The 24,787-nt window shown below is 62.5% G+C and carries 26 protein-coding genes; 17 read left to right on the top strand and 9 right to left on the bottom strand.

Annotation, left to right across the window (positions count from 1 at the left end; all coding sequences use genetic code 11):
- The first annotated feature begins 309 nt into the window (after positions 1 to 309).
- Positions 310 to 741: an exopolysaccharide biosynthesis transcriptional regulator MucR gene (gene mucR / locus QM996_RS03690; RefSeq protein WP_043620098.1), complete on the top strand. Its 432-nt coding sequence runs from the start codon at positions 310 to 312 to the stop codon at positions 739 to 741.
- Between the two features lie 136 nt (positions 742 to 877).
- Here mucR and QM996_RS03695 read toward each other — a convergent pair whose 3' ends face one another.
- The 3 genes from QM996_RS03695 to QM996_RS03705 all read right to left on the bottom strand — a co-directional run bounded on the left by QM996_RS03695 (position 878) and on the right by QM996_RS03705 (position 2,839).
- Complete coding sequence (locus QM996_RS03695) at positions 878 to 1,300, bottom strand: SufE family protein (RefSeq protein WP_173515945.1); 423 nt, start codon at positions 1,298 to 1,300, stop codon at positions 878 to 880.
- 181 nt (positions 1,301 to 1,481) lie between these two features.
- The gene (locus QM996_RS03700) at positions 1,482 to 2,162 is read right to left on the bottom strand and encodes a hypothetical protein (protein WP_500269347.1); all 681 of its coding nucleotides are present in this window, start codon (positions 2,160 to 2,162) and stop codon (positions 1,482 to 1,484) included.
- A 209-nt stretch (positions 2,163 to 2,371) separates the two neighbouring features.
- Entirely contained in the window at positions 2,372 to 2,839 is a 468-nt protein-coding gene (locus tag QM996_RS03705) for a DUF5330 domain-containing protein (RefSeq protein ID WP_500269348.1), read from the bottom strand.
- A 641-nt stretch (positions 2,840 to 3,480) separates the two neighbouring features.
- Between QM996_RS03705 and QM996_RS03710 the strand changes: the two genes are divergently transcribed.
- The 3 genes from QM996_RS03710 to QM996_RS03720 all read left to right on the top strand — a co-directional run bounded on the left by QM996_RS03710 (position 3,481) and on the right by QM996_RS03720 (position 6,411).
- Positions 3,481 to 5,049, top strand: coding sequence for a sensor histidine kinase (locus QM996_RS03710; RefSeq protein WP_500270247.1), 1,569 nt, complete (start codon positions 3,481 to 3,483; stop codon positions 5,047 to 5,049).
- Positions 5,021 to 5,986 carry a peptidoglycan-binding domain-containing protein gene (locus tag QM996_RS03715; protein ID WP_500269349.1) on the top strand — a complete coding sequence of 322 codons (966 nt, stop codon included), beginning with the start codon at positions 5,021 to 5,023 and terminating at the stop codon, positions 5,984 to 5,986. Before QM996_RS03710 ends, QM996_RS03715 begins: the two co-directional genes overlap by 29 nt.
- Positions 5,987 to 6,051: 65 nt before the next feature.
- Positions 6,052 to 6,411 carry a DUF1491 family protein gene (locus QM996_RS03720; RefSeq protein WP_500269350.1) on the top strand — a complete coding sequence of 120 codons (360 nt, stop codon included), beginning with the start codon at positions 6,052 to 6,054 and terminating at the stop codon, positions 6,409 to 6,411.
- 78 nt (positions 6,412 to 6,489) lie between these two features.
- On the opposite strand, the gene QM996_RS03725 is transcribed toward QM996_RS03720, so the two are convergent.
- The gene (locus QM996_RS03725) at positions 6,490 to 7,563 is read right to left on the bottom strand and encodes a DUF2336 domain-containing protein (protein WP_500269351.1); all 1,074 of its coding nucleotides are present in this window, start codon (positions 7,561 to 7,563) and stop codon (positions 6,490 to 6,492) included.
- A gap of 296 nt (positions 7,564 to 7,859) precedes the next feature.
- Between QM996_RS03725 and QM996_RS03730 the strand changes: the two genes are divergently transcribed.
- From QM996_RS03730 to QM996_RS03740, 3 genes are all read left to right on the top strand, one after another.
- Positions 7,860 to 8,531 carry an SH3 domain-containing protein gene (locus tag QM996_RS03730; protein WP_500269352.1) on the top strand — a complete coding sequence of 224 codons (672 nt, stop codon included), beginning with the start codon at positions 7,860 to 7,862 and terminating at the stop codon, positions 8,529 to 8,531.
- Between the two features lie 151 nt (positions 8,532 to 8,682).
- Positions 8,683 to 8,964: a hypothetical protein gene (locus QM996_RS03735; RefSeq protein WP_500269353.1), complete on the top strand. Its 282-nt coding sequence runs from the start codon at positions 8,683 to 8,685 to the stop codon at positions 8,962 to 8,964.
- A gap of 314 nt (positions 8,965 to 9,278) precedes the next feature.
- The gene (locus tag QM996_RS03740) at positions 9,279 to 9,449 is read left to right on the top strand and encodes a hypothetical protein (protein ID WP_173515953.1); all 171 of its coding nucleotides are present in this window, start codon (positions 9,279 to 9,281) and stop codon (positions 9,447 to 9,449) included.
- Positions 9,450 to 9,600: 151 nt separating this feature from the next.
- On the opposite strand, the gene QM996_RS03745 is transcribed toward QM996_RS03740, so the two are convergent.
- From QM996_RS03745 to QM996_RS03755, 3 genes are all read right to left on the bottom strand, one after another.
- Positions 9,601 to 10,146, bottom strand: a complete 546-nt coding sequence (locus QM996_RS03745) for a DUF1254 domain-containing protein (protein WP_500269354.1) — start codon at positions 10,144 to 10,146, stop codon at positions 9,601 to 9,603.
- Entirely contained in the window at positions 10,139 to 10,726 is a 588-nt protein-coding gene (locus tag QM996_RS03750; protein WP_500269355.1) for a DUF1214 domain-containing protein, read from the bottom strand. Before QM996_RS03750 ends, QM996_RS03745 begins: the two co-directional genes overlap by 8 nt.
- 147 nt (positions 10,727 to 10,873) lie before the next feature.
- A complete protein-coding gene (locus tag QM996_RS03755; RefSeq protein WP_500269356.1) occupies positions 10,874 to 13,072 on the bottom strand; it encodes a transglycosylase domain-containing protein in 2,199 nt (732 codons plus the stop codon).
- A 163-nt stretch (positions 13,073 to 13,235) separates the two neighbouring features.
- Here QM996_RS03755 and QM996_RS03760 point away from each other — a divergent pair, with 163 nt between their 5' ends.
- Positions 13,236 to 13,703 carry a YcgN family cysteine cluster protein gene (locus tag QM996_RS03760; protein ID WP_500270248.1) on the top strand — a complete coding sequence of 156 codons (468 nt, stop codon included), beginning with the start codon at positions 13,236 to 13,238 and terminating at the stop codon, positions 13,701 to 13,703.
- 77 nt (positions 13,704 to 13,780) lie between these two features.
- Here the strand turns inward: QM996_RS03760 and QM996_RS03765 are convergent, their stop codons facing one another.
- Complete coding sequence (locus QM996_RS03765; RefSeq protein WP_500269357.1) at positions 13,781 to 14,119, bottom strand: MmcQ/YjbR family DNA-binding protein; 339 nt, start codon at positions 14,117 to 14,119, stop codon at positions 13,781 to 13,783.
- Positions 14,120 to 14,339: 220 nt separating this feature from the next.
- Positions 14,340 to 14,480 carry a hypothetical protein gene (locus QM996_RS03770; protein ID WP_500269358.1) on the bottom strand — a complete coding sequence of 47 codons (141 nt, stop codon included), beginning with the start codon at positions 14,478 to 14,480 and terminating at the stop codon, positions 14,340 to 14,342.
- A gap of 834 nt (positions 14,481 to 15,314) precedes the next feature.
- Between QM996_RS03770 and QM996_RS03775 the strand changes: the two genes are divergently transcribed.
- From QM996_RS03775 to QM996_RS03815, 9 genes are all read left to right on the top strand, one after another.
- A complete protein-coding gene (locus tag QM996_RS03775) occupies positions 15,315 to 15,569 on the top strand; it encodes a hypothetical protein (protein WP_500269359.1) in 255 nt (84 codons plus the stop codon).
- A 141-nt stretch (positions 15,570 to 15,710) separates the two neighbouring features.
- Positions 15,711 to 16,382, top strand: a complete 672-nt coding sequence (feuP, locus tag QM996_RS03780) for a two-component system response regulator FeuP (protein WP_034789361.1) — start codon at positions 15,711 to 15,713, stop codon at positions 16,380 to 16,382.
- Entirely contained in the window at positions 16,372 to 17,757 is a 1,386-nt protein-coding gene (locus tag QM996_RS03785) for a sensor histidine kinase (protein ID WP_500269360.1), read from the top strand. Before feuP ends, QM996_RS03785 begins: the two co-directional genes overlap by 11 nt.
- 216 nt (positions 17,758 to 17,973) lie before the next feature.
- Positions 17,974 to 18,414: an RT0821/Lpp0805 family surface protein gene (locus QM996_RS03790; protein WP_500269361.1), complete on the top strand. Its 441-nt coding sequence runs from the start codon at positions 17,974 to 17,976 to the stop codon at positions 18,412 to 18,414.
- 120 nt (positions 18,415 to 18,534) lie between these two features.
- Positions 18,535 to 19,674: a c-type cytochrome biogenesis protein CcmI gene (ccmI, locus tag QM996_RS03795; protein WP_500269362.1), complete on the top strand. Its 1,140-nt coding sequence runs from the start codon at positions 18,535 to 18,537 to the stop codon at positions 19,672 to 19,674.
- Positions 19,671 to 20,123: a cytochrome c maturation protein CcmE gene (ccmE, locus tag QM996_RS03800; RefSeq protein ID WP_173515960.1), complete on the top strand. Its 453-nt coding sequence runs from the start codon at positions 19,671 to 19,673 to the stop codon at positions 20,121 to 20,123. The genes ccmI and ccmE overlap by 4 nt, the downstream gene beginning before the upstream one ends.
- Positions 20,120 to 22,108 carry a heme lyase CcmF/NrfE family subunit gene (locus tag QM996_RS03805; protein ID WP_500269363.1) on the top strand — a complete coding sequence of 663 codons (1,989 nt, stop codon included), beginning with the start codon at positions 20,120 to 20,122 and terminating at the stop codon, positions 22,106 to 22,108. The genes ccmE and QM996_RS03805 overlap by 4 nt, the downstream gene beginning before the upstream one ends.
- Positions 22,105 to 22,560 (top strand): cytochrome c-type biogenesis protein, encoded by a 456-nt coding sequence (locus tag QM996_RS03810; RefSeq protein WP_500269364.1) that lies wholly within the window; start codon positions 22,105 to 22,107, stop codon positions 22,558 to 22,560. Before QM996_RS03805 ends, QM996_RS03810 begins: the two co-directional genes overlap by 4 nt.
- Before the next feature lie 428 nt (positions 22,561 to 22,988).
- Positions 22,989 to 24,548, top strand: a complete 1,560-nt coding sequence (locus QM996_RS03815) for a Do family serine endopeptidase (protein WP_500269365.1) — start codon at positions 22,989 to 22,991, stop codon at positions 24,546 to 24,548.
- Positions 24,549 to 24,787: the final 239 nt, after the last annotated feature.

A 24,787-nucleotide genomic window follows, 5' to 3' on the forward strand; every position in this document is an offset into this window, starting at 1 on the left:
TTATGTTTGGACATTTCACGCATCGATGTTAATCGAGTAAATGTAAAGTGTCGTCGTGGAAAATACTTTGATCTGAAATTCCAGCTTGAGTTGTGAATGTTGGTAGTTGCTTTGAGAGTTCGGTCGTCCCGGTGACTCGGCAGCAGGTTTCGTAATCAAAATTCCAACTCTTGATATCGTGGTCGGCGTTTGTCCTTGCCGCGTTTGATGGTCCATCCCAAGGCAGCGAAGGCTTCCTGACGGCTCTTGCAAGCGTTCCTCCCCCGAGACGTCGTTTCGGGTTGTGCTGAAGTCCGATAGGAGAAAGAAATGACTGAAACAGCGCTTGGCGCGAGCCATGAACTTCTGGTTGAACTGACGGCGGAAATCGTTGCCGCCTACGTCAGCAATCATGTGGTTCCCGTCGCCGAGCTTCCCACGCTGATCGCAGACGTGCACTCGGCCCTCAACAACACCGCGGCGCCGGCACCGGTCGTCATCCCGGTTGAAAAGCCGAAGCCGGCCGTGTCGGTTCGCAAGTCCGTCCAGGACGACCAGATCACCTGCCTTGAATGCGGCGGCACCTTCAAGTCGCTGAAGCGCCACCTGATGACCCACCACAATCTGTCGCCGGAAGAATATCGCGAGAAGTGGGACCTGCCGACCGACTACCCGATGGTCGCGCCCGCCTATGCGGAAGCACGCTCGCGCCTCGCCAAGGAAATGGGCCTCGGCCAGCGCCGCAAGCGCCGCGGCAAGTAGGCTTCAACCGTCCGGTGAAGCATTGCGGCTGTTTGCTGCGATTGCCTGACGGTATTTGGTTTGATCACAAAGGGCCGGGCCTGAGCGTCCGGCTCTTGTGTTTTGTGCTGTCGGCGGCGGTGGTCCTGACCGTGTGTCAGGCGGCCAGCCGAAGCTCCGCTTCGTTCTTGATGCGGCGGATCATCGAGCGCAGGCCGTTGGCGCGCTGCGTCGAGAGATGCTCGATCAGGCCGATCTTGCCGAAGGTATCGATGGCATCGATCTCGGCGATCTCCGAGGCATGTTTGCCGGAAAAGATGGCGAGCGCGATCGCGACAAGGCCGCGCACGATATGCGCATCCGATTCACCTTCGAAAGTCAGGACAGGGTCCTCCGGATCGCCCGTCGTCTGGGTGACGAGCCAGACCTGGCTGGCGCAGCCCTGAACCTTGTTTTCCTGGGTCCGCTTGGCCTCAGGCATCTCCGGCAGCGCCTTGCCGAGTTCGATCACGTAGCGATAGCGATCCTCCCACTCGTCGAGGAAGGCGAAATCGTCGATGATCTGCTCAAGCGTCGTCATGATCCGGGTCCAGTTATCGGAATATTATACCCCCGCCGGCCCTTGCCGCGAACGAGGTTCGTCCCTGCCATGCCCTTTACTCTCGGGCACGCAGGCTTTCAGCCCTCATATAGGGGATCGAAAGGCCAATGAGAACCATCAATAGCAGTTGTCCTGGGCATCGGTACATTTCGCAGGCGCGTCAGATCGAAACGCTTGACGGAAAGGTGAAGGCATTTCCGGCGCTTGCGTCGATCCCGCCGAGTTTGCCGATGGCGGCCGACAGGACATGGCCGGCCGCGCGCGCATCGTCAGCGTCACGGGCAGATCCATCGTTGCGCAATTCCTGCTCGGCCCTTCGCAACAGTTGCTTTACCTGTTCGGCAACCGATTTGAGTTCGGCGACCACTTTCATGGTGGAGCCGGACTCGCGATCTTCGTCGCTGAACTCGCGATAGGCGCGCTCGGCGAAGTTTGCCGACTCGGAGGGAGCAACGGCATCGTCGCCTGTCGCAGCACCTTCCGTCTGCGCATTGCCGGCCTCTGCCAGGGCAGCCGCGGCCGCGGCGGATGCGACACCGTCTGCCTCTTTGGTACCGCCTGCGCCGGCCAATTGCTGCGCGGCCGTGCCGAGTTGCTGGGCCAGCTGCTTGGCGAGCCTCGCAAGCGTTTCCGGATCCGATGCAAAGAAGCGGAGCATGCGAAGCTGCTCCTTGATCTCGTCGATCTTCTTCTTGACCGCGGCGGCGCGGTTGGCCGTGCCTTCGCCGGTGCCGAGAAGCAATGCGGCCGATGCCGGGCTCTTGCCTTCGCCGGCGGTCGAAATGCCGGACGTCGCCGGCCGCCTCACGCCCGCATTCGAAAAAAGCCCATAGATCTGCATCGGGTGCCTCCGCTTGCCGTGCGGCGGACCTAATCAGCCACGGCTTGTGCGTGGCTGGCTCGGGAGCGATCAAAGGTTGCGCCGGCAAAAAGAAAACGCCGCGAGGGGATGGGATCCTCGCGGCGGCCACGACAGGGCGGCAAGTCAGGCAGTTAAGTTGCGAATGGGTGAATGGCGGCCCGCCGGCCCCGACCGAGGGCCTGGCGTGATTACTGGATGATCGCGGCCTTGGGATCGAGGCGCTTTTCCGGAACCGGCGTGCGCTTGAAGACAGGCTCTGCGTCGATCGTGCTGACCTCGGTGGCCGAAGCGGCCAGATCGGCCTGCGGCTTTACCGTGCCGGTCATCGCCGGTGCGACCGTGCCGGTCGTCACCTTTGCATCGGGTTGGGCATCGGTTTCGGCAAACTGGGTGTCCAGGAATTCATAGGCGATCCGTGCACCTTCGCGAGCCCGATGGCCGAGGGCGACGAAGGTCTCGGCACCCTTCTCGCAGATCTCAGGCTTCTGGGTGCAGATGGCGCTGATGTATTGGAAAGCCTCATTGGCGGCGGCGAAGGTGTCGCCAAGCTCGACTTTGGGCGCATGCTCCAGCTTCTGCGAGCTCGACGGGTCGAGGAACGGCAGCAGCACCAGCACCAGCGAAAACCAGAATGTCGCCTTGATGAGAAACCACATGTTCTGCCCATCCTTTGTTCAGTTGCCTGAGCTCGCCAGTCTTCTAGCCGGCTTTTGCGCCTTCGGCATCCCGCAGCGCCGTCGTATCCCCTGATACCCGTTCACGCTGCCGTCGTTTCCTCGGGGAACCTGCTGCCTTCGATGCAGCGTCAGCCCTTTGTTGACACCGACACTAGGACGGGAATCACAAGACGGCTTTTCAAAATCGAGCGGCATTTGCTTCAAATTTTAATGAAATGCCGCCGTCGGCTGCTTTGCCGCGCATTTGCGTCGCATTTTAGCTTTCGCCGTTAAGGTTCGTGGCAGACCTGTTGGCGCGAAGCCCGGGAGCGTCGGCAATGGCGTTCAGGTGGGGGTGCCACAATCGTTAACGGTGTCCAGAAAATGCACAGAAATCCGTTGCTTACGCCCCGTTAACCACAAGAAATGAAGGTCGCCCGATTTGCTTCAAAACGGGATTTTTCAGCCCTTTCGCACCGTTCCGGCACGGGCGCGTTTATTCTTTCATTAAGCCGGGGATGCGAGATTCCGACATGTCACGAGGCAGTCTGAATCGCGGTTCCCAGGTAGGGAAAATCGGTCGCGCCAGCCTCGCAAGAACAACAAATGTAGCAGGGTAAAGCGTGAGCGTATTGCGTAACATGGCTGGCAGATGGGCGTCCCGCGTGGACGAAGTCGCGGCCCTGTGGCTGCCCCGTCGTGAAGCTTCTTCGCTCGCCGGACGCCGCGATACGAAACGTCTGCGTGCCGTTGCAAGCGTCTCGTTGACGACGCTGCCGGTGGTGCCGCTCGCCCTGTCGCTCGCCATGCCCGCGTCCTCGGCCCTGCCGCTCGGCACCGCCCTTTGGGCTTCCGCCTCGCTGCTGGCGGCAGCCTTTGCGATCGCCCGCGGTCGGGCGCCGCACGCTGGAGCGCCGGCTCCGTCCGATCCCGCTCTCCCGGACCTCTCGGCCGCCTATGACCTATTTGCGGGTATCGTGACGGTGCATGACCTGCGCGGCAACGTTCTCTCCGTGCATGGGCGCGATGCAGCCGAGCACCTGACGTTGATGCGCGACCCCGCAGGCCGCGGCTTCATCGAGCAGATTCACGTCTCCGACCGCATCACCTTCCTGAGCGCGATCGACATCCTTCGCCAGGGCGGCGACCGGGCGACAGTCGATATCCGTATCGAACGACGGACATTGCCGATTGAAGGCGAACAGTTCGTCTACATGTCCTGTGAACTGGCGCCGCTACGTGATCGCGATGGCAACTTGACGGGGATCCTTGCCCAGTCGCGTGATGTCTCCCAGGAGGCCGGTCTGCGCGCCGAGGCCGCTGCCCGGACGGCCGAGGCGGAGTCTGCGAATGATGCCAAGACACGTTTCCTCGCTGCTGTCAGCCACGAACTGCGCACGCCGCTCAACGCCATCCTCGGTTTCTCCGACGTGTTGGCCGGCGAATATTTCGGCAAACTCGAGAACGATCGCCAGCGCGAATATGTAGGCCTCATCCACAAGTCGGGCGAGCATCTGCTCTCCGTCGTCAACACCATGCTCGACATGAGCAAGATCGAGGCGGGGCGCTATGAACTCCTGCCCGAGCCCTTCCGCGTAGCCGAGGCGGTTGCCGCCTGCGAGGCGATGCTGTCGCATCAGGCCGCCGAAAAGGGCGTCAAGCTCGTAAGCCGCGTCACCCGCGGCATCGGCGAAATCAATGCCGATCAGCGCGCCTTCCAGCAGGTTCTCATCAACCTGATCGGCAACGCCGTGAAGTTCACGGACCATGGCGGTGTCGTAACGATCGACGCCGAAGTGGATGGTGCGATGCTGAAGCTCTCGGTCAGCGACACCGGCATCGGTATTGCCGCCGACAAGCTGGAGCTGCTCGGTCAACCTTTTGTCCAGATCCAGAACGACTATACCCGCCGCTACGAAGGCACCGGCCTCGGCCTTTCGCTGGTCAAGGGCCTCGTTGCGCTTCATGGTGGCGACCTGATGATTCGCAGCCGCGAGGGCGAGGGGACTGTCATCGTCGTGACGATACCGCGCGATGGCTCCGGCATCGCCGTTGTCGAACACCAGGAGCAGCGTTCGTCAGTAACGGTGGAGTTTCCGCCGCGCCTGCGCGATGGAGAGATGAGGCCGGCTGCCGAAGGAGGGCGGCCCGAAGACGGTGGTTTGAACGAGGAACGGGGATATGGCGCCGCGCAAGCGAAAACAGCCTGAACGGAAGAAGGCCGCGCGGCGTGCGCCCGGCCTGGCCGTGCGCGGGCTGGCTCTTGCCGGACAGGGTGTTGGATTTGCCGGCCGCCTGATGGCGCGTCATCCGCTTGTCTCTGGCGGCTCGGCCGCCTTCCTGGTCGTGTTTTCCTTCGTTGCCGCCAATGCCATGTGGTACCAGCACGGCGTGCACCCGTCGCCGCTCCTGCGCACCCGCGTGCCGCTCGTCAGTGCCGAAACCGCGCAGCGGATCGCCATCGCCAAGGGTGAGGAGGTCGAGCAGCGTAACGTGACCACCTTCGTCATCGAACGCGAGGGCGAGGCCAAGGCGGACAATGTCGAGGACGTGATTGCCGCTGCTTCGGCAGATCTTCCGGCGGACAAGCCGTCGCCCGAGCGCGTGGCAAGCGTGCCCGCTGGCGCGACCTCGAAGCTCATTGCCGACATCCAGAAGGAATTGAACCGGATCGGATTTTACGACGGCGCACCGGACGGGCGCACCGGCCCGCGGACGGCGGCCGCGATCGTGCGCTTCGAAGCACAGGCGGGCCGCGCCGAGACGGGCTTGGCCAGCACCGAATTGTTGCAGGCGCTGCGGGCCGCATCGAGCGACAAGGCTGCTCAGGTCATGCCGGCGGGAAGACCTCTCGCCGAGGCGAAGGGCAACGGCGTGGAGATCGATCCGGTCGCTGCCGCCATTCGTTCCTCCGAGAAGGACGGTAATTTCATTCCGCGTGCCGAAATCCCGGTTTCGAGCGACCTGGTGCTGAACATCCAGAAGGGGCTGAGCAACCTCGCCTATGCGGATGTTGCGGTCGATGGCGTCGCCGGAGAGCAGACGCGGGCAGCGATTCGCCACTTTGAAAAACACTATCGCCTGCCGCAGACCGGAGAGCCGAATGCGCAGGTCTTGAAAAAGCTCAAGGAAATCGGTGCACTCTGATCGATGGTCGGGTTTGACCACGCCGCCGATTTGCCTGCGCCAGCCGGCGCGTGTATCAGCCTTCCATGCGCTTGAAGTCTCACATCTTCGTCTCGTCCCTCTTGCGCCGCGCGTTTTCGCTCGGCGGCTATGCGGCCGTGCTGCGCAAGGGAGCGGAGGAGGCCGGCGCAATCTTCATCCGCCAGCGAACGCGGCTCGGCACCGAGACGCTCTTTGCCCCGGCACCGCAGAATTTCTTCGCCGCCGAAGTCGATCCCGGTCGCAAGTTCGAAGTGAGGTTGCGCGACAGCGACGCGGAAAGGGTCGATGCGGCCCTTGCGAGCGAGATCCGCTTCGATCCGGATTGCTGGATCGTGGAAATCGAGTTGGACGATCATGGCGATCTGTTCGAGGTCGTTCCGCAGGATGGCGCAAGCCGGCCCTGACGAGCTAATGCCGAGCGCGTTCCCGATACGGGGAGGATGCCGCGTCAAGGCGGCGCGCAAGATGAGAGATTTCTGCGCCTATCCGCGTCGCCGCCCGAAAAGTCGCTGTGGCTGCACATTGCCGGCGGCCGCTGCGATCCTGCGAGGGCCGATCTGCCGCGCATCGTTGGCGGGATTTTCAGCGAAGTATGCTTCGTGCCTTGCAGCCGGGGTCGATTCCCCTGCCTCCGCCTCGATCCAGGCGTCGAGCTGTTCGCGGCAGGCGGCGCGGTTCATGGCGCCGATCAGCGCTTCGGCATGGGTCGTCTCGCCGAAGGGCTCGCGAAGATGCGGATATAGCGCCTTGAGCACGAAGCCAGCATCGGATGTCTCGACATCGAGCGCGACGAGACTCGTCGCGAGCCGTTGTCCGGAGATGTCGAGCAGGATGCGTTCGACTTGCGCGTCCTTGGTGCCGAGTGCCTGGCCGAGGACGCGTGAGAACAGGATGATCTCGCCGCTGCGGGCAAAGCGCACCAGCAGCGCCGCATGCACGTCGCCGATCGCATCGGTTGAGGCCGTCGGTGTGGTGCTGCGTGACCCCGCTCGTGCCAGCGTCTTGATCTCGTGTCGCAGCGCTTCTTCGCGGGCCGCGCGCACTGAAGCGGCTTCGGCCTCCGGGTTCCTTCGCTCGGCCACCGCCTGCCTTGCTGCGCTGCTGCGCGCGGCGAGCCCGGGCGGATTGTGGTGCTCGACCAGGGCATCGACGACAAGGGGAGAGAGGTTCGGGCGGCGCGCGATCGCCGCGGCATGTTCCGGCCCGCGGTCGCGGATGACCGCGATGAGGGTGCGGTCGGTTATCGCCTTCGAGCGGGTCAGAAAAATCGCAGCAATGGAAATCGGCATGCCGCCGATCAGCGCGGCGACTGGCTCCGGGACCTGTGGACATTGGGAAAGGGCTGCCGCCGCCTGGCGGCGGGCTTCGTTGCTGGAACCGAGGAAAAGCGGCTCGAACAGTTCGGCAAACTGCTTCATGTCGGACTTGCCGGGGATACGCAGGCTTTCGAAACCGGTGACCGTCGCCATCAGGACGACGTCCTTCAAGCGGCCGGTCTGTGGTCTTTCCAACTCACGAAAGCGATCCGTCACGGTAATTCCCTGCACGCAAAACATGATCGCCGTTTCCGGTGATCCGGAAAGGCACACGTCGCAAAAATTAGAAGAAAAGCGTTAGCGTACTGTTAACTATGGATGTTGGAGCTTTATTCAGGCTTGCGGCACATGTGTGGCGCCCGGCAAGGCCGACAGATTGCCCGTTTGGCCCCGCATTCTCGGGGACATTCGCGGAATTAGCCATAAAAAATCCACATGCGGTCACGAGTTATCGCGGCGACGGTCAAGGGCTCCGGACGCCCGCCGACGCCTGGAGGCCAAGTGAAGAGGGGCCTCTCCATGGGAGATATGGAACTGTGAAGAAATTTATCCTGCGCGCAGCAGCGCTCTGCGCGCTGCTTGCGGCCCCGGCGATCGCCGAAGCCGCGGAAGGCTTTGCCACTGCCAATGTCAACATGCGCTCTGGTCCGAGCACCCGCTATCCGGCGGTATCGCTGATCCCGGTCGGCGAATCCGTCGAAATTCACGGATGCCTTGCGGATCTGCCGTGGTGCGATGTCTCGTTCTATGGTGGGCGCGGCTGGGTTGCCGGGCGTTACGTCCAGGCCGACTATCGCCGCAATCGCGTCTATGTCGAACCCCGCTATTATCGCCCGCTCGGCATTCCGACGGTCGTCTTCCAATTCGACAGCTATTGGGATCGCAACTACCGTGGCCGCGATTTCTATCGTGAGCGCGATCGGTGGCGCCGGGGACCGGATTGGGTCGATGACAGCCGGGATCGTCGCTACTGGGAACGGCAGCGCGAGCGCGACCGCCGCGACTGGGAAACCGGCCAGCGTGAAGAGGAGTGGCGGAGCCGCGAGAGCGAATGGAACCGCGAGCGGACGGTGCGTGAAGAACGTCGCGAATGGGAACGTCGCAGCGAGAGCGTGCGCGTTCGCCAGGACGATGGCGGCATCTACGAAGGCGCCCGCCCGGCGCCGTTTGTTCGGTGCGAGTTCGACGATCCAGACTGCGAAGATTGACGTGAAGCGCCGTGCTTCGGCGCTATCCATTGAATAGGAAAACGGGCGGCGCGGGCCGCCCGTTTGCATTTGACAGCCCGGTTTCTGTGGTCTCAGGCGGAACCAAACGCCATCCGGAGCGTTGAGACCGCGCAGACAAGGGAGCGTTGCAATGGTGGAAAAGAAACTGGAGGCCGTGCAGAAAGTCGGCGAAAACGTTTCGCAGGTGCAAGCGCGTGCCGAGGTTGAGGTTCAGATCGCTGAACTGCGGGCGGAAATCGCTCGACTGACCGAAGCTGTCTCGGCCATCGGGAGCGGTACGAGGGCGGTTGTTCAGGGGGAGGCGGAATTGATGGCGGAACGCGTTCGCGAGCGGGTACGCGAGGAGCCCTTGTCGACGCTGGTGGCGGTTGCCGGTGTGTCGTTCCTGCTTGGTCTGATATCGCGACGCTGACTGCGGTTTGATGCCGCTCCGGATTGTTACCTCGGATACATCTCGAGGGTTCGTCTGGCGCGATAATGAATCCAGGTTGGTGCGGCAGCGGTGTATTAGCATTCTGTTAACCAGCCTATGGCTCAATCGGGGCGGACCCGTTATCATCGGGCTGCGTCGTGTGAACCAGAAGAGCAACATCCGGGCGACCGGAAGAAGGAGCAAACGAGAAAAGCGCGCCTGTCCAGGCAAGCCTGGAAAAATGCGCTGGCCCGAGAGGGCAGGGTGAAATCTGTACGGTAGTTCATCCGTCTCAAGACTTTGTGGAGACGAGCATGGCAGACGTGATCAGAATTCAGGACCGAAAGGTTCGCGTACCGCCGCGTAGACCACCGGCCATATCGAGCGGAGCCAAGGTGCTTCTGTTCACCGGCATCCGCTACGAGCGCCTCGACCGCGACCCGCAGCCGACGGCACCGGATGGACGCCGGATCAAGAAGCAGTAGCGTCCGATTTCCCGCGTCGACGACCGGCGATGGCCGGGCGCGTGTCCTTGGCCCGAAACATCAGGGCCCCTTCACCATCATTCTTGCACTGAACGCAGTCTTTGCTTTGGCTATCCGCGACTGAGCGGTAGGCCGCCTCACGCCGCAGCACTTAGCGCCGAAATGGCTCGCAGCTTGATTCCGCAAGGAAGTTGCGGACCTGCTCCTCGAAACTGTCGACCGGCGCCATCGCTCTCAGAACGGCATAGCCGTCCTGTTCCTTCATCTCCACCATGATTGATTGCGCCAGCGCCTCCGGCGGCGACTTGCGCAGTTCCACCAGTTGAATCGGCGTCGCGACGACAAGATCGAGCTTGCCGTTGACCGCCGTGTGGTCGTTCATGCTGAAGACTTCGTTCGAATTGCTGTCGAAGACCGCAAGCGACCAGAACGGCACATTGCCGCTGGCGAGGAAGCGCGCCGGTCCGTCCGAGATCGAGAAGCTGCAAACGGCCGTCCTGAGATAGGGGTCGTCATTGGCAAGGCCCGTCGGCCCCGGTGTGCTCGTCAGCGCGAAGAAGCTGTCCATCTCCAGCAGTCCCAGCACCCGCGTATAGGCGTCACGGCCGGTAAACTGCGGCAGCGCCAGAATGATAATGATGTGCAGCAAGGCGGCGCCGACAAGGCCGAGGACCGTGGCGAAGAGAACCTTACGCATCGCCGCACCCGGTCCTGGTGATGGTTGGCATGGCGAGGTCGAGCAGCCCCGAGGAACCTGCCGTCGGCGTGTCGAGCAATGTCAGAACCAGTCGGAAGGTGCCTGAATGGCGCAAGGCCAGCCAATTGTCCGGCTGGGCGTTCGGCGACACATGGATGGTGAAATTGCTGTTTTCGCTGCGCAGCACCGTCCAGGAATTGACGGCAGAGGGCAGGTCGGAGCCGGGACGCAACGGCAAGCCGTCGGCATTGGCCGCATAGAGCGTCCAGAAGCGGGCCTGTGGCGTCAGCCCCGTGACGTCATAGGAGCAGGAAGCCTGGAGCTTCTGGCCCTTGTCGTCGGTCTGCGCGCTGAACATCAGTCCTTCGGCGCCGCCGTAAAGAAGTTCTCCGGCGCGCGCCCTATGCGCCTTGGCATAGGGATCGGCATTGATCGTCTGCGCCTCCGGGAAGGCGACCCACGGGCCGATCGCGATCGAACCGAAGCCGACGGTCGCCTTTAGCGCCCACACGGCCGAGGCAATGCCGCCGCCGAAGGCGATGGCAAGAGCGAGGGCGACGAGGAAGGGGATTCGGAACAAGGGCGGCTCTATCGGAAATCGTTCTGCGGCGGGGCAATATGGGTCTGCCCCCATATCTCGCCGAAATCGGCGACCGGTGCAACGGCCGCCGACGCGGCGCGTGTGGCTCCCTGTCGAGATCGCTGCTGCAGATCTGAGCGGGAGATTTCAGTTGCTGGCGGCATTGGGATCCGTCTGTCCGGAGCGTTTTTCTTCGGTAGTCCCGAGGGCGGCGAGCTTGCCGCCGCCCTCCGGCGCTTTCAGGGCCGGTGCCTTTTCAAAGGTCTCGCCGATCGTGCGCAGCAGGCGGGTAACCTCGGCCGACAGCGAGCGAGGACGGACGAGTGGCGGCAGGGCGTTCTCATCCGGCTTTACCGTCGCGACCTGCGGCTGCTGCGCTGGCGCCGTCGGCGCGACTACACCGGGGATCGCGCGGTGCTCGATGCCTTGCTCGGCATAGTCCATCAGCCGTTTGAACGTCATCGCCGGCAGCGAGCCGCCGGTCATGTTGTTGGTCGAGGTGTAGTCGTCGTTACCGAACCAGACGGCGGTCGTATAGTCGCCGGTGAAGCCGACGAACCAGGCGTCGCGATAGGCCTGCGTCGTGCCGGTCTTGCCGCCGACGACGATGCCGTTGTCGAGGGCGGCCTTGCGCGCGGTACCGATGATCGGGATCTGCGTCAGCATCGAATTCATCGACGTATTCGCAGCTTCCGAAAGCACGCGCCGCGCTGGCGGTTCGTCGCGACCAAAGTCGTAGAGGATATCGCCGTCATAGTTGAGGATCTGGCTGATGCCGTGACGGCGCGACTGCACACCGCCCGCCGGGAACACCGCGTAAGCCGTCGCCTGATCGAGCACGGTGACTTCCGATGTTCCGAGCGGCATGGTCTTGTCGGTGCGGAGTGGCGTCTCGATACCCATCGCCTTGGCGGTCTGAGCGATCAGATCGGTGCCGAGCTTGTCCTTGGCGAGGCGCACGGGGATGGTGTTGATCGACTTGGCGATCGCCGTCAGGATCGTGATGCGCCCGGCATAGCTCCGGCCGTAATTCTGCGGCGACCAGCCACGCCAGGTGATCGGCGCATCGACGACGACCGTTTCCGGCGTCATGCCCTTCTCCATCGCCGCAGCGTAGGTGTAGACCTTGAAGGAGGAGCCCGGCTGCCGCAGGGCGCGGGTCGCGCGGTTGAACTGGCTCTCGCCATAGTCCCGGCCGCCGACCATGGCCCGCACCGCACCGCCATTCTCGATCATGACAATGGCGCCCTGCTTCACATGGAAGCTCTCGCCATATTGGCGCAGGCTCGATTCCACCGAGTCCTCGGCGGCGTTCTGCAGGCCCATGTCGATCGTCGTGCGTACGATCAGCGAATGCTGCGCAAAGGGGCGAGCGATACGCTGGACCTCGTCAAAGGCCCAATCGAGGAAGAAGTCGGGTGCCTTTACCTGGGCGCGGTCGATAACGCTGGCGGGATTGAGGCGTGCGGCGATCACCTGGCCCTCGGTCATCAGCCCGCCCTGGACGAGGTTGGTCAGAACCTCGTTGGCGCGTCCGCGCGCGGCCGGTAGGTTGACGTGTGGCGCGTAGCGGGCCGGCGCCTTGAAGAGCCCGGCGAGCATCGCCGACTCCGCAAGGTTCACATCGGTGATCGACTTGCCGAAATAGAACTGCGCGGCCGCAGCCGCCCCGAATGTGCCGCCGCCCATATAGGCGCGGTCGAGATAGAGCCGGAGGATTTCCTTCTTCGACAGGTTGCATTCGAGCCAGACCGCCAGGAAGGCCTCCTTGATCTTGCGCTCGATCGTGCGTTCGTTCGACAGGAAGAGATTCTTGGCAAGCTGCTGCGTCAGCGTCGAGCCGCCCTGGACGACGCCACCGGCGCGGGCATTCTCGGTCATCGCACGGGCAAGGCCGAGGAAATCGATGCCCCAATGGTCGAAGAAGCGACGGTCTTCGGTCGCGAGCACCGCCTTGATCAGATGGTCGGGCAGCTCGTCGATCGGTACGGAATCTTCGTGAATGATGCCGCGGTGGCCGATTTCGTTGCCGTAGCGGTCGAGGAAGGTGACGGCGAAGTCGCTCTGGGCGCGCCAGTTGCCCTTGGTCTCCTCGAAGGCCGGAAGCGCCAGGGCCAGCATCAGCACCGAGCCGACGGTACCCCAGGTCATGCCTTCGCCGAGCACCTCGAAGACGACCCTTTTCCAGCCAGTGACACGGAACCGGCGGAAGAAGATGGTGGTGTCTTCCCACCATTGCGCCAGTTTGAAGCCGGCATTCCAGACCGTGGAATCGATCCAGGAATCGATCCTGAGAAAGATGTGCCGTTTTTTCGGCCGGTTATCGTCTTTCCTCGGTTCCCGCACGTCTCAACGTCCTGAAGGCTCTGCGGCATCATGCCGGCGCCGTGTAATATTTGCACGGCGTCAAATTCCAATCTACTTGCATATCGCGCCGGCGGCCTTAAAAAACCGGCAATTTTCTGCGAAATTTCTCTATCGCGGGCTATTTGACGAAAGTGTGATGACGATGGGCGAAATGCCTTTCTGGAAGGCGAAGAGCCTTGAGGACATGAGCAATACGGAGTGGGAAAGCCTCTGCGACGGCTGCGGGCTCTGTTGTCTGAACAAGCTGGAGGATTGGGATACCGGCGAGATCGCCTGGACCTCGATCCGTTGCACGCTTCTCGATGGCGAGAGCTGTCGCTGCAGGGACTATGAAAACCGGCAGGCGACGGTGCCCGACTGCATCCAGCTGACGCCCAAGGCTGTGCGCGAGATCACCTGGCTGCCGCCGACCTGCGGTTATCGCCTCGTAGCCGAGGGGCGTGATCTCTATTGGTGGCACCCGCTGATATCGGGCGATCCGGAAACGGTTCATGCTGCCGGCATTTCGGTGCGTGGCCGCACCGTCGCCGAGGATGACGTCGATATCGAAGATTATGAAGATTATCTCGTCACCTGGCCGTTGGAAGTGGGGCAGGAGAGCGTGGAATAAGAGGGGATTGGCTGGCGGTTGGGATCGACTTGCGCTGGCGCCGCAGGAGCCGGAAATCCACTTCCTATTGAGGCAGCCTAGTGGCTGCCGCCGTTCTTCTTGACGAGGTTTTTCGGCGCGACGTTGCGCCAAGCGGTTTCCATCGATTGACGGACGAGGCCTTCGTCCGCTTCGACGAAGTAGAATGAGGTCCAGCCACGATCGCCCCAGCCGCCGGGCACGGCGGCGCAGACCCCAGGCTCCATTTCCAGGAGCATGCGTTGCTGGTCAGGCGTGAGCTTGAAGACCGCGCGACCGGCCTCCGGCAAGCTCATGAAAATGCGCTTGCCCACGCGGAAGTCCCGTGTGCCGAAATGCGCGTTCTCCTCCGTTCCCGGCAAGCTTAGCGCGAGTTTTTCAATCTCTTCGGTCAGCATACCGAAAGAGTAACATGGTTTTTCCGAATGGCCAAAAGGCTGAAAATAGCCACAAATATTCAAGGGCCGCAGCTTCTGCCACGACCCCTATCCGTTTGCGCAACGACGCAACATAGCGGTTGCAGGATGCGGTCTAGCCTGACACCCAAGGTTCAACTTCGTGTTGCGTCTTGCATAGCTTGGGATGGTGGTGGCGAGAACCAGCTCGCCACCGACGGCTTTACTCGGCCGGTTGGATCGGCTTCGGGGCGTTTTCGCCGGCAGCGCGCATGGCACGCCATTCGTTTTCGAAACGGTCGAGCAGCGATTGCGGTACTTTGGACTGCTGAGATGCGGGCTGGTTGTTCGCTAGCGTCTGCATCCGATCCTCCGGGCCTATGACGGTTTCATGACGTTTCACGCGGCGGACAATTTCATATCGTAAAGGCTTTGTAAATCAGTGGCTTAAATCATTTAAACGATTAAAAAATATTTAAATCGATTAATTTTCCGTTGATCCACAGCCGTCCGTCGGTGCGCGTGCATGCAGGTGTCGATACGTCAAAATTAGGCGTTCTTTTGAAGTAATTTTGCGGACGTCTTTTCTGCCGCGCGCACGCCAATTTTGGTGCTGTTCTGCACCTGATGCATGTGCCGAACGCGAGGGACGCTCGCGCCCTCGGTGGGAAAACCGTGGTGATGAAATCGAAGCGTGTCAGTGGTTTAGTCCGGCTGCCAGAATCGAAATGCGATCATCTTGAATCAACCTTGCAGGATGGTGACCCAACTTTTGAACGATCGCCGCCAAGGGATTCAAAGGAATCGCGAATCGCTTCCTGCTTGATGTGATATCTCAGCGTTCAGGATATGGCGGATACTTGCGCGTCGCGACGCGAGAGCCTTGCCGACCTCTCAATCCTAGCGGAACATGCTTAACAAAAGGCTGATTTCCGCCTGCCGCGAGCAATGCCGGCGAGCATGGGGCCATATCCTCACGGCGCCCCTCGAGGCGAAACTGCCGCATGAAGTGGCGATTGCAGCCTTGAACCGGGTTCCGTCGGGAATGGAATCGCTGCAATCTAGGGTCGGATTTCCGGTGAGGTCGATGGGTTCCCCGATGGGCGCCCGGCGGGTCGGAAGGCCGACATTCATTTGCCATTCAGCCTCGTTCGGTTATTGCTTCTGCCATGATGCTTCCCAAGTTGAAAGTGCGTTCATGTCTTCACCAGTGATCATAGCCGCGCTTGCTGCAGGCCTCTCGGGCTTCAGCCTGCCTGCGATCAGCGTGCCGTCGGATAATGTCGTCCGCGTGTCCGGCGATTGCAGTGCGGCCGCTGCACAGGTGGTCGCTGACACCGGCGGCGAGTTGCTGTCGGCGCAGCCGACGTCCGACGGCCAGTGTGTGATCACGGTGCTCGTTCCCGGTAATGGCGGGCGACCGAAAAAGGTGACCGTCAAGGTGCCGATGTAAGCCATCCCTGTGGCGCCGTGCGTCTTGTCCGGCGCAAAGGTCGCTGTGGCGCTTTGAAAGCCTGCATGCTTCTATCGTGAAATCGGCTAGGATTGAGCCGAAGCATGCAGCGGGAATGGCCGCGAGAGGAAGTAGGGACGAATGCGCATTCTGATTGTCGAGGACGACGCCAACCTGAACCGGCAGCTCGCCGAGGTGCTGAAGGAGGCCGGCTACGTCGTCGACCAGGCCTACGACGGCGAGGAGGGGCATTATCTCGGCGATGCCGAGCCATACGATGCCGTGATCCTCGATATCGGCCTGCCGGAGATGGACGGCATCACGGTGCTGGAGAAGTGGCGCGGCGACGGCAAGACCATGCCGGTCCTGATCCTGACGGCGCGCGATCGCTGGAGCGATAAGGTCGCGGGCATCGATGCCGGCGCCGACGACTATGTCGCGAAGCCCTTCCATGTCGAAGAGGTTCTCGCCCGCATTCGCGCCCTGATCCGCCGTGCTGCCGGGCATGCAAGCTCGGAGATCGTCTGCGGCCCGGTGCGCCTCGACACCAAGGGTTCCAAGGCAACCGTGGATGGCGTGGCACTCAAGCTGACGTCGCATGAGTTCCGGCTGCTCTCCTATCTCATGCACCACATGGGTCAGGTCGTTTCGCGCACGGAACTGGTCGAACATATGTACGATCAGGACTTCGATCGCGATTCCAATACGATCGAAGTGTTCATCGGCCGGCTGCGCAAGAAGATCGGCAACGATCTGATCGAAACGGTGCGCGGTCTCGGATACCGAATGCAAGCTCCGGGCAATGGCAATTAGATCGCTCACAGCCCGCGTATTGGCGGTTTCCACCGTCTGGGCCGTCGTCGCCCTGGTCGTGATCGGTGTGGTTATTTCCGAACTCTACCGCCAGGGCTCCGAGCGCGGCTTCAAGGACCTGCTGCGCGCGCAGCTTTTCAACGTCGTCAACTCGATTTCCGTCAATGAGAAGACGGTGCTTTCAGGTAGTCCGCAGCTTGGCGATCTCCGCTTTTCGCAGCCGCAGACCGGCTGGTACTGGATCGTCGATCCGATCGGCGAATTCAACACGCCACCCCTGATCTCGACGTCTCTCGGCAACGGCAAGCTGCCGATCGCCAGCGTCGATGAGGTTCCGTTCGACACCGGCTATGTCCGCTTCTACACCACCAAGGATCCTTTCGGTAACGAGGTCGAGGTCTCCGAGACCGAGGTCGTGCTCGACATCCAGGGCCACACCGCGCGCTTTCGCGTTGCCGGCAACCGTGATGTGCTCGAGGCTGACATCAATCGCTTCACCCGTAACCTGACCATTGCGCTCTCCATCTTCGGTCTCGGCGGACTTGGCGTGAACGCGCTCACCATTCTCTTCGGTCTGCGCCCACTCGATCAGGTCCGTCGCTCGCTGGAGAAGATCCGCACCGGTGAGAGCGAGCGGCTTGATGGGGCCTTCCCGCGCGAGGTCCAGCCGCTGGCCAACGAAGTGAACGCGCTCATCGACAGCAACCGCCGTATCGTCGAGCGTGCCCGCATGCAGGTCGGCAACCTTGCGCATTCGTTGAAGACGCCGATCGCCGTTCTGCTCAACGAAGCCCGCGTGCTCGATGCGCCGCATGGTGACCTGGTGCGGAACCAAGTCGATGCGATGCAGACGCAGGTACAATCCTATCTCAGCCGCGCGCGGATCGCGGCGCAGCGGGAGTCCGTCCTGGCGAGGACCGAGGCACAGCCGGCGCTCGAACGTCTCGTTCGAGTGATGCGCAAGCTCAACCCGGAAAAGCATGTTCACCTGTCGATCAATCCGCCGGCATTGGTGCTTGCGATGGAATTGCAGGATGTCGAGGAAACTGTCGGCAACCTGCTTGAAAACGCTGCCCGCCACGCCCGTGGCGAAGTGTGGCTGAACGTGCGGCCGGCGCCGAGCGAGCTTCATGCGAAGGAGCCCGGCAGACAGTGGATCGTGCTCGACATCGATGACGATGGCCCGGGGCTCAATCCCGACCAGATCGCGCTGGCGATGAAGCGCGGCAAGCGGCTTGACGAAAGCAAGCCTGGAACCGGGCTCGGGCTCTCGATCGTCAGCGAAATCGTGCGGGAATACCAGGGCAGTATTACGCTGTCGCGGCGGGACGAGGGGGGACTGCGTGCCCAGCTCCTGTTGCCGGCCGCGGCCTAGGGCGCGATGAGGAAGGTGTGCGGGCTTTCGTGATCAAGGTGTCACACCCGTGCTCGAAAATGTCACAGCGGCAGGGCGCGCCGTTGCCTCGGCAAGCGGGGAATGCCAAAAGAAAATCAAGGACAAGTCGTCATTTCACCCGAATGCACGGGGTTCACGAATACGGCTTCGGACAGGAATGGTTGAGTGTCGCGGATCATGAGGAACCAGGCAGAAATGACACGGACTTTTGTCGTTGGCGGTAGGATCGCAGTGATCGCGTCGGCCGTGGCTCTTGCCGGTTGCGGCACGACCGCGGACGGCAAGGGTGCTGTCGCCGGCCTTGGCTCGACCGCCACTCGGATGTCCTCGACGACCTACATCGCCGCGCTTCAGGGCGGAGTGATCGGTCGCCTTGCCGATCTCGATATCGGTTCGTCCGACCGCCAGCGGGCGCTCGAGGCGGAGTATCGCGCACTCGAGGCAGCGCCGGGCGGCCAGCCGGTGACCTGGGACGGACGCGGCGTCAGCGGCTCCGTCGTTGCGGCTGCACCCTATCAGGTCGGATCGCAGAACTGCCGCCAGTACAGCCATACAGTGACGATCAAGAGCCAGACGAAGACGGCACGCGGCGCAGCCTGCCGCAATCCCGATGGCAGCTGGACGCCGCTGACCTGAGCGCGGGCCTTCTCGGGCGTCCGAGAGTTACCAGGCGGCTGTTGCGGCGAAACGCCTCAAATCTCCGTCATGGCGGGTTTTCGAGTTGGAATGGCATGGGCCTCATAGTATTGAGCGTCCATGTTGTTCTGGATCCTCGTCGCCATTTTGACGGCGGCCGTTGCCGTCGTGCTGATCCTGCCGTTGATGCGGGCAGGGGAAGCCCCTTCGTCTCCCCACAGCCATGACATCGAGGTCTATCGCGACCAGCTCGACGAACTGAAGCGCGATCAGGACAGCGGCCTGATCGCAAGCGATGACGCCGAGCTTGCGCGGGCCGAGGTGGCACGCAGATTGCTGGCAGCCGGCGAGAGCGACCGCGATGTGACGCCCGCCGTTTCGCCGCGGCGCGGCGCCAATCGTCTGGCCCAGGCCTTCGTGCTGCTCTGTCTTCCCGCTGTCGGCCTCTGTCTTTACTTGCTGACGGGTAGCCCGGGCGTGCCGGCGCAGCCGCTTGCTGCTCGCCTTGCCGATCCCAATGGCGACATCAACGTCCTGATCGCCAAGGCTGAAAACCACCTTGCGGTGAACCCGAATGATGGCGCCGGCTGGGATCTGCTCGCGCCGATCTACATGCGCAACGGCCGTATCGAGGAAGCGGTTGATGCCTATGACCGGGCGATCCGCTTGCTCGGGCCGACACCGGCGCGCCTCGGCGGATACGCGGAGGCGCTCGTTGTGCAGTCCGATGGTCTCGTGACAACGAAGGCCCAGGAGGCACTCCAGCAGGCACTGACGCTCGACCCCAATGACCCGCGCTCCGAATTCTACCTTGCCCTCGGCCTCAAGCAGGAAGGCAAGAAGGACGAGGCGCTGACCGCCTTCAACAGGCTGGTGGCGACGTCGCCTGCCGATGCGCCCTGGCTGCCGCTGGTCAAGCAGCATGTGGCCGAGTTGACGGGTGCCGCCGGCAGCGCTGCAGCACCCGGCAATCCCAGCGCCGAGGATGTCGCGGCCGCGGAGAACATGAGCAGCGGTGATCGGCAGGAAATGATCCGCGGCATGGTCGAAAGCCTTGAAAGCCGCCTCAAGGAAAACCCTGACAACCTCGAAGGCTGGGCGCGGCTGATCCGCTCCCACGTTGTCCTTGATCAACGAGACAAGGCGGCGGCAGCGCTAAAGGAGAGCCTGAAGACCTTCCCGGCCGATGGCGACGGGGGCAAGCAGCTCCTGGCGCTTGCTCGTGAACTCGGTATTGCGACCGATGGAGTGACGCAATGACGCGCAAACAAAAAAGACTGGCGATCATCGGCGGCGGTGTCGGCTTCCTCGTTCTCGCAGCCTTTCTGGTGATGTTCGCCTTCAGTCAGGCGATCGCCTATTTCTACGTGCCGAGCGATCTCGCCAAGGCTAACTTGTCGCCGGGCACGCGCATCCGCCTCGGCGGCGTGGTCGAAGGGGGATCGGTAAAGCGCGGCGACGGCAAGACCGTCACCTTCACCGTCACCGACACGCTTGCCGGCGTGCCGGTAACCTACACGGGCATCCTGCCCGACCTGTTCCGCGAGGGGCAAGGCGTGGTGACGGAGGGAGCCTTCGTTCAAGGGAGCTCGGTCTTCGTGGCGGATACGGTTCTCGCCAAGCATGACGAGACCTATATGCCCAAGGATGTCGCCGACCGCTTGAAGGCCCAGGGCGTTGAGCTCAGCGGGAAGGAAACCATTAAATGATCATCGAGCTCGGACATTACGCGCTGGTCCTGGCATTGGCGACGGCGGTCATCCAGGCCGCTTTGCCGATCCTCGGTGCGCGGCTGAATGATCGCGGCTTGATGGAGCTGGCGTCGAGCGCGGCGGTCGCCTGTTTTCTGCTGGTCGCCTTCGCGTTCACGGTGCTCACCTTCGCCTATGTGACTTCGGACTTCTCGGTCCGCAACGTCTGGGAGAACTCCCATTCGCTGAAGCCGCTGATCTACAAGATCTCGGGCGTCTGGGGGAACCACGAAGGCTCGATGCTGCTGTGGCTGTTGATCCTGACATTCTTCTCGGCGCTGGTGGCAGCCTTCGGGCGCAACCTGCCGGAGACGCTGAAGGCGAACGTGCTCGCCGTGCAGGCCTGGATCGCCATGGCCTTTGCCCTCTTCATTCTCTTGACGTCCAACCCGTTCGCGCGGCTGGTCCCGGCGCCGGGTGAGGGCAAGGACCTGAATCCGATCCTGCAGGACGTCGGTCTCGCCATTCATCCGCCGCTGCTCTATCTCGGTTATGTCGGCTTCTCCGTCTGTTTCTCCTTTGCGATCGCCGCGCTGATCGAGGGCCGGATCGATGCTGCCTGGGCGCGTTGGGTCCGCCCGTGGACGCTTGCCGCCTGGACCTTCCTTACTGCCGGCATTTCCATGGGATCCTACTGGGCCTATTACGAACTCGGCTGGGGCGGCTGGTGGTTCTGGGACCCGGTGGAAAATGCCTCCTTCATGCCCTGGCTCGCGGGCACCGCCCTTCTGCATTCGGCTCTGGTCATGGAGAAGCGCGAGGCGCTGAAGATCTGGACCGTGCTGCTCGCGATCATGACCTTCTCGCTGTCGCTGCTTGGCACCTTCCTCGTCCGTTCGGGCGTGCTGACCTCGGTTCATGCCTTCGCCACGGATCCGACCCGCGGCATTTTCATTCTCGCCATCCTCGTCTTCTTCATCGGTGGCGCCTTCGCACTCTTCGCCTTGCGTGCCTCGCACCTGAAAGCCGGCGGCATATTCGCGCCGATTTCGCGCGAGGGTTCGCTGGTCTTCAACAACCTCATCCTGACGACGGCAGCGGCGACAGTCCTGACCGGTACGCTCTATCCGCTGGTGCTGGAGGCGCTCACCGGCGACAAGATCTCCGTCGGTCCGCCGTTCTTCAACATGACCTTCGGTCTCCTGATGCTGCCGCTGCTCTTCGCCGTGCCGTTCGGTCCCTTGCTTGCCTGGAAGCGCGGTGACATCGTCGGCGTCTCCCAGCGGCTCTTCGCTGCGGTCGCGATCGGTCTCGTCTTCGGCACAGGCTACTATTACGCGATGAATGGCGGCCCGGTGCTGGCGCTCTTCGGCATTGCTCTCGGGGTCTACCTGATTGTGGGTTCCGTGACGGATATCGCGTTGCGCTCCGGCCTCGGCAAGGTTGCAGGTAATGTCGCCTGGCGGCGCTTCACCGGCCTGCCGCGCTCGGCCTTCGGTACGGCGCTCGCCCATATCGGCCTCGGCGTCACCCTGATCGGCATCGTCGCCGTTACGGCCTTCGAAACCGAGACCGTCGTCGAGATGAAGCCAGGCATGACGGTCGAAGCCGGTGGTTACACCCTGCGCTTCGACGGCATGCGCAACGGCAGCGGCCCGAACTACACGGAAGAATCCGGCCACTTCACCATCAGTCGCCGCGGCGTTGCCGTCTCCGAGGTCTGGTCGTCGAAGCGACTCTACCAGGCGCGCCGCATGCCGACGACGGAAGCCGGCATTCGCACCTTCGGCCTCAGCCAGCTCTACGTTTCACTCGGCGACCAGATCGGCGAAGGCGGCATCGTCGTGCGCATCTGGTGGAAGCCGATGATCCTCTGCATCTGGGGCGGAACGCTGTTCATGATGGCGGGCGGGTTCGTGTCCTTGAGCGACCGCCGCCTGCGGGTGGGCGCGCCGGCGCGGGCCAAGCGGCCGAAGGCGGTGCCTGTGGGAGCTGCCGAATGATGCGTCTGCTGCTGGCACTCCTGCTGTTCGTCCTGCCGATTGGCTCGGCCTTCGCGGTCAACCCGGATGAGGTGTTGGCAGACCCCGCACTGGAAGCGCGGGCACGGGCGATCTCGGCTGAGCTCCGCTGCATGGTCTGTCAGAACCAGTCGATCGACGATTCCAATGCCGAACTCGCCAAAGACCTCAGGGTTCTGGTGCGCGAGCGTCTGGCCAACGGCGACAGTGACGAGGCGGTGATCGATTATGTCGTGTCCCGTTACGGCGAATTCGTGCTGCTGAAGCCGCGCTTCGAAACGAAGACGCTGATCCTGTGGGGCATGCCCGCAGCCCTGCTTCTCGTCGGGGCGATTACCCTCGTCGTCGCGGCCCGCCGTCGCGGCGCCCAAGCAAAGGGAACGCCGCTCTCCGAGGATGAAAAGGAAAAGCTGAAGAAGCTGCTTCGGCCCTGATGCTCGGTCCGGCCGGGTCGACGACAGTTGCCGCCCAGGCCTAATAATATTTTGAAATCGCTGAAGATTGTCCGCGACGGGGACCAAAGGTGAGGGCGCGTGTTGTCGCCTGTCGGTCGGCGATCCATGCCTTTATCATCGCTTCCCGCAACATTACCAAAAATTCATCTTCCGGACAGAACTCAGTAAGGTCCCATCCGTTACATCTTTCGTCATCGGCTGTTCCTCCAGGCATCCTGCTTTCGGGTGGTTCACGGAAAGCGGACAAGATGCTCTGGCATCAGGACGCTGCAGCGACCTTTACGCGTCAAAGACGACGCGTGGCGCTGCAGTCAGCCAAACGGGATCTGCCCCTCCTCGGGGCGGGCATCGCAACCAGGTTTCGGTGCCGTCTTTGACGGCATCAAGGAAGAGAAAAGGCAAAACGGATGATTACGACCAAATCCCTGCGTCCCTCCCTCACGACCGTTCTGAAGGCCTCGACGGTTGCCGGCCTTGCTGCCGTCATGCTGACCTCCGGTCTGCCGGCGCGCGTTTCCCAGTCCTTTGCGGAAGCGGTCAAGGTGGAAGCGCCCTCGGTGCCGAGCTTTGCCAATGTCGTCGACGCGGTCTCGCCCGCCGTCGTTTCGGTTCGCGTCCAGTCGCGCGTCAATCCGGTTACCGAAGATGGCAGCGACTTCACCTTTGGCTTCGGCGGTCGTGGCTTCGACGAACTGCCGGACGATCACCCGCTGAAGCGCTTCTTCAAGGAATTCGGCCCGCGCGGCGATGACCATAGCGAGCGCGGCGGCCCGGGTCGCCGTGGCCCGCATGGCGAAGGTCGCCTGCGTCCGACGTCCCAGGGCTCGGGCTTCTTCATTTCCGAAGACGGCTACCTCGTCACCAACAACCACGTCGTTTCCGACGGCGCAGCCTTCACCGTCATCCTCAATGACGGCACCGAACTCGATGCCAAGCTGATCGGCAAGGACAGCCGCACCGATCTCGCTGTGCTCAAGGTCGATGACAAGCGCAAGTTCACCTATGTCGGCTGGGCCGACGACAGCAAGGTCCGCGTCGGCGACTGGGTGGTTGCGGTCGGCAACCCGTTCGGTCTCGGCGGAACCGTGACCTCGGGCATCATCTCCGCCCGTGGCCGCGACATCGGCTCCGGCCCCTATGACGATTACCTGCAGGTCGACGCTGCCGTGAACCGCGGCAACTCGGGTGGTCCGACCTTCAACCTCTCCGGCGAAGTGGTCGGCATCAACACCGCGATCTTCTCGCCGTCGGGCGGCAATGTCGGCATCGCCTTTGCGATCCCCGCGGCTGTTGCCAAGGATGTGGTTACCGACCTGATCAAGGACGGTTCGGTTTCCCGCGGCTGGCTGGGCGTACAGATCCAGCCCGTCACCAAGGACATCGCTGAATCGCTCGGCCTTGCAGAAGCAAGCGGCGCGCTGGTCGTCGAACCCCAGGCGGGTTCGCCGGGTGAAAAGGCCGGCATCAAGAAGGGCGACGTGGTGACCGCGCTGAACGGCGACACGATCAAGGATCCGCGCGATCTTGCCCGCAAGGTTGCTGCCATCCGCCCGGGCACGACCGTTGACCTGAGCCTCTGGCGCAACGGCAAGTCCGAAAGTGTCAAGCTGGAGATCGGCACGCTGCCGAAGGATGACAAGGAGGCCGCCAAGAGCCAGGACAGCCAGTCCGAAGAAACGCAGCCTTCGAGCGAGCAGGCCCTGGCTGACCTTGGCGTCACCGTCGTCCCGTCCGATGACGGCAAGGGCGTCACCATCGCTTCGGTCGATGAGGACTCCGATGCCAGCGACCGTGGCCTGAAGACGGGCGAGAAGATCGTCTCCGTCAACAATCAGGAAGTGAAGTCTGCCGACGATATCCTGAAGGTCATCAACGCCGCCAAGAAGGACGGCCGTAGCAAGGCGCTCTTCCAGATCGAGGCCGAAAACGGCAGCCGCTTCGTGGCCCTCCCGATCGATCAGGGCTGATCGCGGCAGTCAAATGAATGACCGGAGCGCCGCGATTTCCAAGTGATTTCGCGGCGCTCGCCGTTTCGAGCGGGAAGTAGAAATGTGTGTGCGGTGTTCCGCCCGCATCCCGCTTTCACCGACGAGTAACGATCACCATGAGTTTGGGTCGATCAGGCCAATTTCATCGTGATCGAGGGCACTCGCCAATCCGGTTGTCGGAAAGCCGAAACCGGTTGAGACAGACAGGGGTCCGGGAC

The sequence above is a fragment of the Sinorhizobium chiapasense genome (genome assembly GCF_045277575.1).
GTDB lineage: Bacteria > Pseudomonadota > Alphaproteobacteria > Rhizobiales > Rhizobiaceae > Ensifer > Ensifer chiapasense_A.